Annotated in this window: 8 protein-coding genes; 7 read left to right on the top strand and 1 reads right to left on the bottom strand. The window is 70.9% G+C overall.

The annotated features are described in order from the left end of the window. Positions 1–7: 7 nt before the first annotated feature. Positions 8–1,240, top strand: coding sequence for a cytochrome P450 (locus tag OG782_RS28870; protein WP_406455831.1), 1,233 nt, complete (start codon positions 8–10; stop codon positions 1,238–1,240). 170 nt (positions 1,241–1,410) lie between these two features. After that, entirely contained in the window at positions 1,411–2,199 is a 789-nt protein-coding gene (locus OG782_RS28865; protein ID WP_406455829.1) for an IclR family transcriptional regulator, read from the top strand. A gap of 63 nt (positions 2,200–2,262) precedes the next feature. Here OG782_RS28865 and OG782_RS28860 read toward each other — a convergent pair whose 3' ends face one another. Continuing rightward, positions 2,263–4,563, bottom strand: coding sequence for an FAD-dependent oxidoreductase (locus OG782_RS28860; protein WP_406455827.1), 2,301 nt, complete (start codon positions 4,561–4,563; stop codon positions 2,263–2,265). A 436-nt stretch (positions 4,564–4,999) separates the two neighbouring features. Here OG782_RS28860 and OG782_RS28855 point away from each other — a divergent pair, with 436 nt between their 5' ends. The 5 genes from OG782_RS28855 to OG782_RS28835 all read left to right on the top strand — a co-directional run bounded on the left by OG782_RS28855 (position 5,000) and on the right by OG782_RS28835 (position 13,181). After that, on the top strand, positions 5,000–5,929 hold the full coding sequence (locus tag OG782_RS28855) for a carbohydrate ABC transporter permease (protein WP_406455825.1): 930 nt from the start codon (positions 5,000–5,002) through the stop codon (positions 5,927–5,929). After that, positions 5,926–6,846 (top strand): carbohydrate ABC transporter permease, encoded by a 921-nt coding sequence (locus OG782_RS28850; RefSeq protein ID WP_406455823.1) that lies wholly within the window; start codon positions 5,926–5,928, stop codon positions 6,844–6,846. The genes OG782_RS28855 and OG782_RS28850 overlap by 4 nt, the downstream gene beginning before the upstream one ends. 67 nt (positions 6,847–6,913) lie before the next feature. Further along, positions 6,914–8,221, top strand: a complete 1,308-nt coding sequence (locus tag OG782_RS28845) for an extracellular solute-binding protein (protein WP_406455821.1) — start codon at positions 6,914–6,916, stop codon at positions 8,219–8,221. 304 nt (positions 8,222–8,525) lie between these two features. Next, entirely contained in the window at positions 8,526–9,824 is a 1,299-nt protein-coding gene (locus tag OG782_RS28840) for a BNR-4 repeat-containing protein (RefSeq protein ID WP_406455819.1), read from the top strand. A gap of 408 nt (positions 9,825–10,232) precedes the next feature. Next, positions 10,233–13,181, top strand: a complete 2,949-nt coding sequence (locus OG782_RS28835; protein ID WP_406455817.1) for a helix-turn-helix transcriptional regulator — start codon at positions 10,233–10,235, stop codon at positions 13,179–13,181. Positions 13,182–13,616: the final 435 nt, after the last annotated feature.

Below are 13,616 nucleotides of genomic sequence, written 5' to 3'. Positions count from 1 at the left end.
AGACACCATGTCCGAGCAGCCCATACTCGTCCTCGATCCCACCGGCTCCGACCGCCACGCCGAGTACCAGGCCCTGCGCGAGCGCGGTCCGGCCACCCGGGTGGACATCCTCGGGGTGACCGCGTGGTCGGTCACCGACCCGGCTCTCCTCAAGGAGCTCCTCACCAGTTCGGAGGTCTCCAAGGACGCCCGGGCGCACTGGCCCGCCTTCGCCGAGACCGTGGCCACCTGGCCCCTCGCCCTCTGGGTCGCCGTGAGCAACATGTTCACCGCGTACGGGGGCGACCACCGCCGGCTCCGCCGGATGGTGGCCCCGGCGTTCAGCGCCCGCCGCATCCAGGACCTGCGCGTATCGGTCGAGAAGACCGTCGCCGCTCTTGTCGATGATCTCGCCACCAGGCCGGCCGGCGAAGTGGTCGATCTGCGCCAGGACCTCGCCTACCCGCTGCCGATCGCGGTGATCGGCCAGCTCATGGGCGTCCCCGAGAACCGGCTCGACGGTTTCCGCGCCGTGGTCGACGGTGTCTTCGACACCACCCTCACCATCGAGGAGGCCACCGCGAACACGGCCGCGCTGTACGAGGCCCTCAACGGGCTGATCGCGGCCAAGCGCGCGGATCCCGCCGACGACATGACCTCGCTCCTCATCGCCACCCGTGACGACGAGGGGGACGGCAGCGCCCTCACCGACGACGAGCTGCGCGACACGCTGCTGCTGATGGTCTCCGCCGGATACGACACCACCGTCAACGTGATCGACCAGGCCATCACCGCCCTGCTGGCCGACCCCGAGCAGCTGGCCCACCTGCGGGCCGGCCGCGCCGACTGGAACGATGTCGTCGAGGAGAGCCTGCGGCACGAGCCCGCCGTCAAGCACCTGCCCCTGCGCTTCGCCCTGGCGGACATCCCCCTGCCCGACGGGCAGACGATCGCCCGGGGTGAGGCGATCCTCGCCTCCTACGCCGCCGCCAACCGCCACCCCGGCCTGCACGGTGACTCCGCGGACAGCTTCGACGTCACCCGGCCGACGAAGGAGCACCTGGCCTTCGGCCACGGTGTGCACTTCTGCCTCGGCGCCCCGCTCGCCCGCCTGGAGATCGCGACCGCGCTCCAGCAGCTCTTCGAGCGGTTCCCGGAGGCCGAACTCGCCGTTCCCGCCGCCGAACTGAAGCCGCTGCCCTCCCTGATCAGCAACGGGCATCTGACCCTCCCGGTCCGTCTTCGCCCGGCCGCCGGCTGATCCTCCGCGTACACGGGCCCCCGCCACCCACCTGGTGGGGGTCCGTACGCGTACGGGCATGTCCGCCGGGCGCGACTGCCGGCCGCGAGCCGGTGAATTCCGGAAACAGCCCGGGCCGACGCGATATGCTGATGCATAATGTGCACGCGGTTTGCAAAATGAGGAGGGTCATGGCTACTCGGGCGACCGACGCCGGCACGAACCAGAGCGTCGAACGCGCAGTCTCGGTGCTGCGCGCACTGGACTCCGGCCGCGCCGAACTACGCGTCGCCGATGTCGCCGAGCTCACCGGACTGGGCTCCTCCACCACTTCCCGGCTGCTGTCCACGCTGGAACGCCTCGACATGGTCGAACGCGACCCCGTCAGCAACCTCTACCGCCTCAGCCTCGGCATCCTGCCCCTCGCCGCGACCGCCGCCAACCGCCACCCCGTGCACCGCGCCGCCCGCATGGTCCTCCAGGACCTCGCCACCCGCACCGGCCTCGGAGCCAACGTGGCCGTCCGCCGGGGCACCGAGCTGATGTTCCTGTGCAATTTCGAGGGCACCCGCGCGCCCAAGTCCTACACCCAGGCCGGGCACACCGCCCCGCTGCACGCCACCAGCATCGGCAAGTGCCTGCTCACCGGGCTCACGCCCAAGGAGCGCCGCACCCTGCTTCCCGAACCGCTCGCGGCGCACACGGACTACACGACCACCAGCCACGACCTCCTCGACACCGAGATCGACACCGTGCGCCGCACCGGCTACGCCGTCGAGGCCGAGGAACGCGCCCTGGGCCGCGCCTCCCTGGCAGCGCCCGTCCGCGACGCCTCGGGTGATGTCGTCGCCGCCATCTCGCTCTGGGGCCCCACCTCCCTCCTCGGCAACCGCACCGAAGCCGAGGGGCAGCACCTCGCCCTCACCCGCGAGGTCATCGAGGCCGCCGACGCCATCAGCCAGGCACTCGGCGCCATCTGAATCACATGGCGAAGGGCCCGGGTGAAGGTCGGCCGACCTTCACCCGGGCCCTTCGCCCTGCGGCTACGCGCCGTACGCCTTGAACGCGATCACATGCACGTGCCGCGCCCCGTGCGTCGCGTCCACCACCAGCCGCAGCGCGTCGGTGCGCACGGGCCCGCCGTCCGCACGGCTCAGAGCGTGCACGCGGTGGCGGCGGCGGTTGCCCGTCACCGTCAGCAGCGTGCACCAGGTGCCGTCGGGCTCGCGGCACTCGATGCGGTAGTCGCGGACCAGTTCCGGCATCACCTCGAACGGGGTGCGGTGACGGTGCAGGTTGTTGAGGTACTCATCGACGTCGTCGTCGAACACCACACGCGCCTCGGTGAGCTGCTGCCCCCGCTCCCAGTCCAGGCGCAGCCACTGCGCGGCCCGTTCCGGGTCGGGCAGCAGCTCGGACGACCACATCTGCGGTCCCCCGTAGGGGCGCTGGAATCCGCCGACGGCGCGCTCGGGCAGGAACGCGGCGGTGTCCGGTGCCGCACGGAAGCCGAAGGTCCGGCGGCGCAGCCCGCGGGCCTGCCACTCCAGGACCAGCTGGCCCTCCTCCTCGGGGATGTCGTGGTCGACGGCCGCGTCGCCCTCGGCCCTGCTGCGCAGTGCGAGCACGCCGTCGGTGCGCTCGGGAACGAGGACCAGCGCCGCACCCGGGCAGGCGCGCACGATCAGGACGACGTTCTCGGGGGTGTCCGGGCGGTGGCCGAGGCGGGCCGTGACCCAGTGGGGGCCATCGGCCGGCACGGTCACGGTGGTGGTGAGCAGATGGTCCACGGGGACCGCGTTCTCGGGGCGGCCGGTGCTCCACAGTTCCACGGTGAGCTCGGCGGGCCCCTCGCCGGGGGCGCCGTGGACGAGCAGGTCGACCGTGTCGAGCGCGGGGTCCACCGGCAGCAGCAGCGCGAGGTCGCGGGTGAGCGGATACGGCTCACCGGGCGCGGCCGGCGTCGGCTCGGCGGCCAGGCGGCCCAGGTGCGAGGAGGCGCTGACGCGGGCCGTGCGGGCCAGGTTGCCGGGGTCGTCGTCGTCCAGGCCGATCACCGAGGCGTCCTGCCGCAGCAGGGCGCGGCGCACCAGCTCGGGGTGGTCTGCGGCCAGTTCGCGCGGGCTCAGCCCCTCGGAGACGCAGAGTGCGGCGGCCGTGCCCGCGGCCTCGCCGAGCGTGGCGCAGGTGGCCATCACACGGGTGGCTCCGAAGGCGATGTGGGTGGCGGATATGTTGCGCCCGGCGAACAGGAGGTTCGTGACGTTCGCCGAGTACAGGGAGCGCAGCGGGATGTGGAAGATGCCGTCCGCGTAGCGCTGGCGGGCGCCGGGCTCGTCGGCGTACATCCCCTGCACCGGGTGGAGGTCGACGGACCAGCCGCCGAAGGCGATGCGGTCGTCGAACTGCCGCTGCTCCAGGATGTCCTGCTGGGTCAGCACGTAGTCGCCGAGGAAGCGGCGGTACTCGCGCTTGCCGGGGAGGCTGCCGACCCACTCCATCGTGAGGTTCTCGGCGTCGGGGAACTCGCCGGAGTTCTTGATGTGGTCCCAGATGCCCATGATCACGGCCTGGAGTTCGTCGCGGATGCGCTCGTTGTCGTGGACGGTGTCGAGCTCGCCACCCCACTCGATCCACCAGTAGTCGCAGCCGTTGTCGCCGGTGCGCAGCACGCGGTTGCGCAGGATGGGGGTGCCGGTGAGGTCGCGCGCGTACGCGGGCGGCACGAACTTCACCGGCCGGCCCATGTCCTTGGTGTGGAACAGGATCGTCGATCCGAGCAGCGCCTCGTCCTGCTCCTCGGGGGCCCAGGGCTCGCCGAACTCCGAGCGTGACTCGCGGCCGATGCGGTGGCGGGCGCCCACGAGGCTGCCGAGCAGGCCGTCGCCGGTGCAGTCGAGGAACTGACGGGCGTGGAAGGTGATGCGCCGCTCGGAGCCCATCATCCAGCCGGTGCAGGAGTGCACCTCGCGTGCGTCGTCCGGTCCGCTCGCGTCGGCCTCGCGCACGTCGGTGTTGAGGTACAGGTCGATGCCGGGTTCGGCCCGTACGGCGTCGAGGACCACCTGGTCCCAGTAGTACGGATTGCCTTCGGGGTTGCGGTACTGGTTCTCGGTGTACAGCTCGCCCATGATGCCGGTCTCGCGGGCCCAGCGGTGCACACCGTGGGCGGTGGCGCCGCACACCCAGACGCGGATCTCGCTGCTGGCGTTGCCGCCCAGGACGGGCCGGTTGTTGACCAGGGCGACACGCCGGCCGAGCCGGGCCGCGGCGATGGCCGCGCAGGTCCCCGCCAGGCCGCCGCCGATGACGGCGATGTCGTAATGGACCTCTTCTTCCCGCACGGGGCGGCCTCCTCGGTGTGAAGCACGGACACTCTCCGCCTCGGCGGAGCGATCTAGAACGTACATCACATGCATATTGTGCAACCACTGTTCAGCCAGTGGGATGTGTTGTAAGTTTCCGGCGCAGCCGATGACATCGCCGCCGTGGACCGACGTCCGAGCTCAGGGCAGGTGTAACGACTCGGCCGGTCCCACACGGAACCGGTGATTCACCGACCAAAAGGGTTGACGCCTTCGCACGATATGGAGAACGATCCCGCATGCTGCAACTTGCGTTCAATGGAGCACGCATGGCATTCGCACAGGACCCCGGTCGAAGCAGGCGACGGGGCGGCTCGCCGCTGACACCCGGCCGCGTCGCATCCGCCCGCCGGCACACGGCCCACCGTGCCACGCCCTGCACCACCGCTCCCGCACCGTTCGAGAGGACAGACCCATGAGTACGGCCGCACCTCCCCGGAAGGCCCCTCCACGCCGTGAGCGGTCCGGCGGAAGGCTCTCCAACGGTGCGTTCGCACTGCTGCTGACCGCACCCGGGATCGCCCTGTTCGCGACGATCATCGTCTACCCGCTGGTGTCGGCCCTGATCACCGGCTTCTTCAAGCAGGATCTGCGGTTGCCGGGCCGGGAATTCGTCGGCCTGGACAACTTCACGTACTGGCTGGACGGCGACTTCCTCACGATCCTCAAACAGACGCTGGTCTTCACCGTCGGTGCGACGTTCGTCCCCTTCGTGATCGGCTTCGCGCTCGCGCTCGCGCTGAACACCGGGCTGAAGGGCAGCGGATTCCTGCGCGGCCTGTTCCTGTTCCCCTGGGTGATCCCCGGCGTGGTGATCTCCTTCCTGTGGATGTGGATCTTCAACGCGAACTACGGCGTGCTGAACGGCATCCTCATGCAGGCCGGGATCATCGAGGAGTCCGTCTCCTGGCTCGGCCGGCCGGGCACCGCCATGCTCGCCGTCATCGTCACCAAGACCTGGGCGAGCTTCCCCTGGATGATGGTGATGCTCCTGGCCGGTCTGCAGACCGTGCCCAGGGAACTGCACGAAGCGGCCTCCATGGACGGGGCCGGCTCGATCCGGCGCTTCTTCGCGGTCACCTGGCCGCAGGTCCGCGGCGTCGCCTCGATCGTGCTGCTCCTGGAGTTCATCTGGAACTTCCAGCACTTCGACACCATCTACGTGCTCACCGGCGGCGGCCCGGCCGGCACCACCGAGACCTTCGCGACCGCCGTGTACCAGACCGCCTTCAAGGGCTTCGACATCGGCCGGGCGACCGCGCTGGGCGGCTTGTGGATGCTGCTCCTGCTCATCCTGGTCGCCGTCTACCTCAGGATCACCGAGCGGAAGGGCGACGCCCGATGACCTCCACGACCTCCACCCCGCTGTCCGGCACCGACCGGCTGAAGTCCTCCGCCACGTCCGCCGGGCGCACCTCGCGACGCCGGATACGCAAGGACCTGCTGCGCTCACGGATCGCCGCCTGGACCGCGGTCCTGGTGATCGGCTCCTTCGGCATCCTGCCGGTCTACTGGCTGCTCGCCACCGCCCTGAGCAGGCCCGAGGACGCGTTCCAGTTCCCGCCGAAGCTCATACCCACCCACATCACCTTCAGCAACTTCACGGCCCTCGCCGAGAACGACCAGCTGATCCAGTACCTGATCAACTCACTCGTCGTCGCGTCGATCACCGCCGTGCTGAGCGTGGTGGTCGCCACGTACATGGGCTATTCGTTCTCCAAGTTCCGCTACCGCGGGCGGCGCTCGCTGATGCACCTGGTGCTGGCCTCGCAGATGTTCCCCCAGGCGCTCCTGCTGGTGACGCTGTACGCCGTGTTCTCCAGCTTCAACCTGCTGAACACGTACACCGCGCTGGTGCTGTCCTTCACCACGTTCACGATGCCGCTGTGCGTCTGGATGCTGAAGGGCATCTTCGACACCATCCCGGACGCCCTGCTGGAGGCCGCTTCCATCGACGGCGCGTCCCGGTGGCGGACGCTGCACTCCATCGTGGCGCCGCTGGCCGCGCCCGGAATGGTCGCCGCCGGCCTGTTCGCCTTCGTCCGCGGCTGGAACGACTTCATCTTCGCGGTGACGCTGGCCGACAAGGAGAAGCAGACCCTTCCGCCCGGCCTCGTCTCCACGTACATCGGTGAGTTCCAGGCCGCCTGGCCCGAGCTGATGGCCGCCTCGCTCGTGGTGTCCATCCCGGTGGTCGTCGCCTTCATGTTCCTCCAGCGCTACCTCGTCGGCGGCATGACCGCCGGTTCGGTCAAGAGCTGAACCGGCGGGTTCCGCCCGCCCCCTCCCCCACGCACTCCCCCTTCCGCACACTCCCCATGGAGACACCATGACCACCTCTGGCATCAGCCGGCGCGGCGCGCTGCGCATGTTCGGCATCGGCGCGCTCGGTGTGGCGGGCGTCGGCGCGCTGGGCGCCTGCGCGCCGTCCCCGGCCGGCTCCGGCTCCTCCTCCAACGGAGGCGACACGAAGTCGAAGGACTTCGACTTCACCTCCTGGTCGCTCAACGAGGAGGCCGCCAGGCCCTCGATCGAGAAGATCATCGGCGCGTGGGAGAAGGCCGAGAAGTCCAAGGTCCGCGCGGTCTCGTACCCGTACAACGAGTACCTGAGCCAGCTCACCCTCAAGCTCGGCGGCGGGGAGACGACGGGCGCGGTGCACCTGGACATCGCCTGGCTGGCCGCGGTGGCGCAGATGGGCAAGCTCGCCGACCTCGGTTCGGTGGCCCCCAAGGGCGGCTACACGGACGTGGCGCTGAAGAGCGGTGTGTACGACGGCAAGCAGTACGGCCTGCCGTGGAACACCGGCTCGATCGGCGTGATCGCCAACTCCCATCTCCTGGAGAAGGCCGGCATCAAGAAGCACCCCACCACCGTCGAGGAGTTCGAGGGCGCGCTGCGGGAGCTGAAGGGGCTCGGCGGCGGTGTGGTGCCCTATGCCGCGGCCACCAAGGTCGCGCAGCTCAAGGACATCTTCCCGTGGATGCAGACCTTCGGCTGCACGCTCATGGACGGCGACAAGGTGACCATCGGCGACGACGCCTCAGTCGACGCGGTCACCTGGTACAAGAAGCTGCACGACGCGAAGCTGATCGCCGCGGACGTGGACCGCTTCGACGCGCGCGCCCTGTTCGGGCAGGGGAAGGCCGCCTTCTACGACGACGCCGTCATCGGCAAGGGCGTGACCGCGGCCCAGTCCAAGGACAAGACGCTGGCCGACGCGATGCAGCCGATGCGGCGTCCGGTGCTGCACTCCGGTGACACGCCGCAGGCGCTGCTGTGGGGCGGCGTGATCGCGATCGTCAACGGCAAGGGGCAGGAGGCGGCCACCCGGTTCGCCCTGCACACCACCTCCGACCTCGCCACCACCTCCGAGTACTTCGTGTCCCGTGCCCTGCCGCCGTCGACCACGGCGGGCCTGGCCGACCCGAAGGTCGCCAAGGACACCTTCACCACCGAGTGGACCGAGAAGATCACCAAGACGGCGACGGGCAGCCCGTTCTGGCAGTTCGCGCAGAACGCGCAGATCGAGGAAGCCGTGGCCAAGCAGGTCCAGGCCGTTCTGGTGGGCACGTCGAAGCCGAAGGACGCGATGAAGAAGGCCGGCGAGGAGGTCGCCGCGCTGATCAAGCGCTGAGCCGTCGCGCGGCGGCGGTCCGGGGCCCGGTGAAGGCGGAACGGCCTTCACCGGGCCCTTCGCCATGCCCTCCACCGGAGCACTGCACCATGCCCTCCACCTGAGCACTGCACCGTGCGCTTCGCCGGACCCTGCGAGTGCCGCATACGCCTTCCCTCAGACGTACTTCAAATCCTCATTGTGCAATCCCTATTCACGATATGGGATCTGTTGTAAATTTCCGGCGCAGCGAAGGGACGGACCGGCCAAGGGGCCTCTCCTGTCCCCCTCCCCTCACCATCACCCGCCCGTGAAGGAGCTCACCTTGCGACGTCCCACGGCACGCGCGTACGCCGCCTCGGCCGCGGCCCTGGCCGCCCTGCTCACGCCCGGCCAGGCCGCCCAGGCCGCCGGCCCCGACCCCGCGGCGGCCGCGGCCACGGTGACCGAGAAGGTCCCGTACACGATGGACTCGTCGAACCAGGCCGCCTGGTGGACGCCGGTCGCCACGTACAAGGGCCGCGGCCAGTACACGTACTTCGCCTTCAACGAGCCCGGCTCGACGGCCGCCACGCACCGCCCGGCCATCGCCCGGCGCGACCCGGACGGTGTGTGGAGCCGTCTGCCGCTGCTCGACACGAGCGGACAGCAGGCCGAGTTCCCCGACGACAACGGCCACAACCAGCCGTCGGTCGCGCGCGACGGCAGCGGCCGCCTGCACGTGTTCACCTCGATGCACGCCAACCCCTGGCGCTACTTCCGCACCGAGGCCCCCGGCGGGGACGTCACGGACCACGCAGCCGAACTGCCCGACCAGGGCGAGGCCATCACCTACCCGATCGTGACGACCGCACCCAACGGCGATCTGTACCTGGCCGCCCGTGTCGGCGCCGGAGCCGACCGCCGGCCCGGCAGGCTGTACCGCTGGGACAACGCCGCCGCGCGCTGGAGCGTGATCGCCACCTTCGCCGACGCGCTGAACCGCTCCGTGTACCCCGACGACCTGACGGTGGACGCCGCCGGGCGCGTGCACCTCCTGTACGAGTGGGCGAAGGCCCCGGCGACCGCGTTCCGGCACCAGCTCTCCTACCTGCGCTACGACCCGTCGACCGGGACCTTCGCGGACAGCACCGGGGCGGCCGTGACCACTCCGGCGACACCGGCCACGTCCGACGTGATCCAGGACCTCACCGCGGGAGAGGAGTGGAGCATCGACAACGCCTACCCGGGTCCGGCGGTGCAGAGCGCCAAGCTCACCCTCGACGGCTCCGCCCCGAAGGTCGCCTACCGCTACCGCTCGGCCGACAGCGCCGGCAACTTCCGTGTGCACTACGCGTATCCGAGCGGCAGCGACTGGATCCGCCAGACCGTCTACGACGGCCCGACCACCGCGGCCCTCGGCATCACCTGGGACGAGACGGACGCCGGGCGGGTGTACTACGTGACCGGCTCCGGGACCGACCGGGTCTTCGCCGCCACCCGGCCTGGCAGCACCTGGACCTCGCAGTCCGCCGCACCCGGCGTGAGCGCGGACCGGCTCGCGGTGCGGCGGGACTCGGACGGGAACGATGTGCTGTACCTGCCGGACACGGCGCACAACTCGCTCTACTACGGGCTCCGCTGAGGGAGGGGGATCCCGCGTTCCGGCGGTCGCCGGTGCCGGGTTCCGGCCGGTCTTCGGTCATCGGCCGAAGACACACCGGAACCCGGCCCGGTCACGTCACGAGCGAAGCCGGGCGGACCGCGGGCATGAGCGCGTCCCCGGGCACGTGGGCCCCGGCGGCGAGCGCGCCCGGCCCACCGGGTGGGCGAGAGCGCCTGCGGGCAGCGTCCCGGGCCGGCCGCTGAGCATCACGCCGATGGACCCCACGCCACGACCCGTGGCAGGGGTCGGGCCGAGGCGCAGCAGGGTCTGCCGCGCGACAGCCTCCGCGGCCTGTCCTCCAGCCGCCCCGCCTTGTAGCCTCTGGTCATATTGTTCACGGAAGACGACGGTTCGGGCACGCCGTCATCGGTCTCCCCAGTGGGGCGAATGTCTACCAGCGATTCCGACCCAGGCGCCCCGCCGGCGATCTCGTCACCCGGTCTGGTGGGCCGCGAGCGCGAACTCGCCTCCCTGAAAGCGGCGTTGTGCGACCCGTCGGCAGTCGTGCTGGTCGAGGGCGAGGCCGGGATCGGCAAGAGCCGGCTGCTCCAGGAGCTTCTCGCCGCGCACACCCCGGCCCCGGAGCGGGTGCTGCTGGCGGCCTGTCCGGCCGTCCGGCAGCCGTTCACTCTCGGTCCGGTGGTGGACGCGATCCGTTCGGCGACCGGGGACGTCGCCCGGCTCGGCCTGAGCGATCTGGCCGGGGTGCTGCGGCCGTTGTTCCCTGAGTGGGCATCGGTGTTGCCGCCCACACCCGACCCTCCCGAGGACGCGGCAGCGGCACGGCACCGGCTGTTCCGGGCCATCGAGGAGATCCTGGAACGGCTCGGGATCAGGTTGCTCGTGGTCGAGGACGTGCACTGGTCGGACGAGGCCACCCTGGAGTTCCTGCTGTTCCTGACCTCCCGTCCGGGGCAGCGCATCAGCCTGCTCGTGAGCTACCGCCCGGAGGACGTCGCGCCGGACTCCCTGCTGCTGCGGCTGTCGTCGCGGCAGGCGGCGGGTGGGGCGCGGCTGCGGCTTTCGCTGGAGACGCTGGATGTCCCCGGGACTGCGGGGATGGTGTCCTCGATGCTCGGTGGGGAACGGGTCTCCGACGAGTTCGCGGCCTTCCTGCACGACCGTACCGACGGTCTCCCCCTGGCGATCGAGGAGTCCGTCCGGCTGATGTGGAACCGGTCCGGCCTGACCCGGCGGGACGGTTCCTGGGGGCGGCACCGGCTGAGTGAGATCGACGTTCCGCCGACGGTGCGCGACGCCGTACTGGAGCGCAGTGCACGGCTCGGCGCGGCGGCGCTTTCGGCGTTGCACGCGGTCGCCGTACTCACCGGCCCGTCTCCCGAGGGCACCGTCATCGAGGTGATGACGCCCGGGGACGGTCCGGCGAGCCGGCTCGAGGGCCTGGCCGAGGCGGTGGATTCAGGGCTGCTGCGCGAGGATCCGAGGGGGCTGGTCTCGTTCCGGCACATGCTGGCGTGCCGCGCGGTGTACGAGTCCCTGCCCGGGCCGCAGCGGCGGGCGCTGCATCTGCGTGCCGCACGCGTCCTCGAAGGCGTCACCCCTCCCCCGGTCGCCCGGCTGGCGCACCACTTCCGGGAAGCCGGCGACACAGCGCAGTGGTGCCGGTACGCGGAGCGGTCCGCCGAACTCGCCCTGGCCTCGGGCGACGACGCGACCGTGGTCGGCCTGGTGCACGATCTGCTCACCAACGCCGAGCTGCCGCCCGCCGACGTGGTCCGGCTGACCGGCAAGGTGCCGTTCTGCCTGCTCAGCGGGCACGAGCGCTACCGCGAACTGATGGACGCACTTCGCCTCGTACTGGACACCGGCGGGCCGACGCGGAGCGAGGCAGGGGAGATCCGGTTTCACGTCGCCCGGCTGTTGCAGCAGATGGAGCTGTTCGAGGAGTCGCGCATCGAAATGGAACGCGCCCTGCCCGACCTCGGGCACGACCCCGCGAAGGCCGCTCGCGCCATGATTTTCCTCGGCCTGCCGTACGGGACGACGACACCGGCAGCCGAACACCTCAAATGGCTGCGGCGAGTCAGCCGGGCACCGATCTCGATGGCGCCCGGGGACCGTTTGAGTGTTCGGGTCGGACGGGCGAGCGCCCTCCTCGTACTCGGCGAGGAGGAGGGCTGGGCCGAGGCTGCACTGGTCGGCGATGACGCGCCCACCACCGCCGAGAGGCAGCAGATCATGACCGGCCAGCTCAACATCGGGCACATGGCGCTCGTCTGGGGGAGATATCCGGAGGCGAGGCGGGCCCTCACGGTGGCCACAGGGCTTGCCGACAGGTACCAGTACCGGAAGCTCCACAGGATGGGCCAGGTGACACTGGCCCAACTGGACTGGCTCACCGGAGCCTGGGACGGACTGGCCGACCGGGCCGCTTCGCTGGCCGGTGACGAGGAACTGCTGCAGCCGGTGAGCCGCTTGGCCGCCGCCATGATCACCGGCCTGCTGTGGGCGGCCCGCGGTGACCTGGACAGGGCGGACGACTGTCTGCGACGCGTCCTCGAACAGGCGGACCGGCACGGCGGGGCGGAGTACTCCATCGAACCCGCCGGCGCCCTGGCCGGGCTGCGCCTCGGCGCCGGGCGGATCGACGACGCGCTCCGGCTGACCGACGGGCCGATTCGCTTCCTCGAGCACAAGGGCACATGGATCTGGGCCACCGAAGTCGCCCCGGTCCGGTGCGAGGCGCTCGTCCTGGCCGGCCGCGACGACGAGGCGCGTGAACTGACCGGCGCCCTCGCTGCGGGACTGCGCGATCGCCGCGCACCCTGCCCGCACGCCGCCCTTTCGGCCTGCCGGGCGATCCTGGCCCGGAGCGAGGGCGATCCTCTCGGCGCCGCCGCACTGTTCGCGCGCGCGGCCGAGGCGTGGCAGGCCATTTCGCGACCGTACGACGCCCTGCTCAGCCGTGAGCGACAGGCCGGCTGCCTGCTGCGTGCGGACCGGTCCGACGAGGCCCTCCCCGTCCTCACGGAAACCTTCCGGGGGCTGTCCGCCCTCGGCGCCCGTGGCGACGCCGAGCGCGTCATGCGCACACTGCGTGCGTCCGGTGTCGGGGTGAAGCGGCCGTCGTGGCACGGTGGACGGCGAAGTTACGGCAATGAGCTCTCGCCCCGGGAGCTGGAAGTCGTCCGGCTGCTCGTCGGAGGCCGTACCAACCGGGAGATCGCCGGTGTGCTGATCCTGTCGCCGAAAACGGTCGCGCGGCACGTGGAAGGGGCCATGCGCAAGCTCGATGTCTCCTCGCGGACGGCGTTGGCCGTGAAGGTCGTCGAGGCGGGCGTCGTCGCCGACAGCCCGGCCGACGCCCGGCGTTAGGGCCCGGCAGCAAAATTGGGTCATCTGCCCAGTCGCCCGGTGACCTGTGCGGGAACAACACTCAACGGCATGCGATCCACACCGCCGACAGCCGCCGGTCACTCCCCGCGTCCGCCGGCCCTCCGGCACACGGCCGGGCACGGAGAATCGCGGCGCCCGGCGCCTCCGTCGCGGCTCCCCCTCTGCGGCAACTCCCGTACAGGCCAGGCAGGCTGACCGAACTATCCAGTGGGCCTGCCCGCGTCCGGCCGTCGCCAGGACGGCAGGGCGCACGGTTCCCCGCCGTGCCGATACGGCGCCGATCGGCCCGGAGCGTCACCGGCCGGCACTCACCGGACGGATCTCAGCCACCCGGCGCGATGCCGGATCCCCGTAACCGCACGGTCTCCGCACGAATTTCCCCTCAGAGAAGGTCATTTCCCTATGACACAGTCC

Origin of the sequence: Streptomyces sp. NBC_00876 (genome assembly GCF_045207435.1) — a bacterium.
Lineage (GTDB): Bacteria > Actinomycetota > Actinomycetes > Streptomycetales > Streptomycetaceae > Streptomyces.
This window is presented reverse-complemented; position numbering and strand designations above follow the sequence as displayed.

Coding starts and splice junctions, on each gene's coding strand:
- OG782_RS28835 (WP_406455817.1), top strand. CDS start 10,233: ATGTCTACCAGCGATTCCGACCCAGGCGCCCCGCCGGCGATCTCGTCA.
- OG782_RS28865 (WP_406455829.1), top strand. CDS start 1,411: ATGGCTACTCGGGCGACCGACGCCGGCACGAACCAGAGCGTCGAACGC.
- OG782_RS28845 (WP_406455821.1), top strand. CDS start 6,914: ATGACCACCTCTGGCATCAGCCGGCGCGGCGCGCTGCGCATGTTCGGC.
- OG782_RS28850 (WP_406455823.1), top strand. CDS start 5,926: ATGACCTCCACGACCTCCACCCCGCTGTCCGGCACCGACCGGCTGAAG.
- OG782_RS28855 (WP_406455825.1), top strand. CDS start 5,000: ATGAGTACGGCCGCACCTCCCCGGAAGGCCCCTCCACGCCGTGAGCGG.
- OG782_RS28870 (WP_406455831.1), top strand. CDS start 8: ATGTCCGAGCAGCCCATACTCGTCCTCGATCCCACCGGCTCCGACCGC.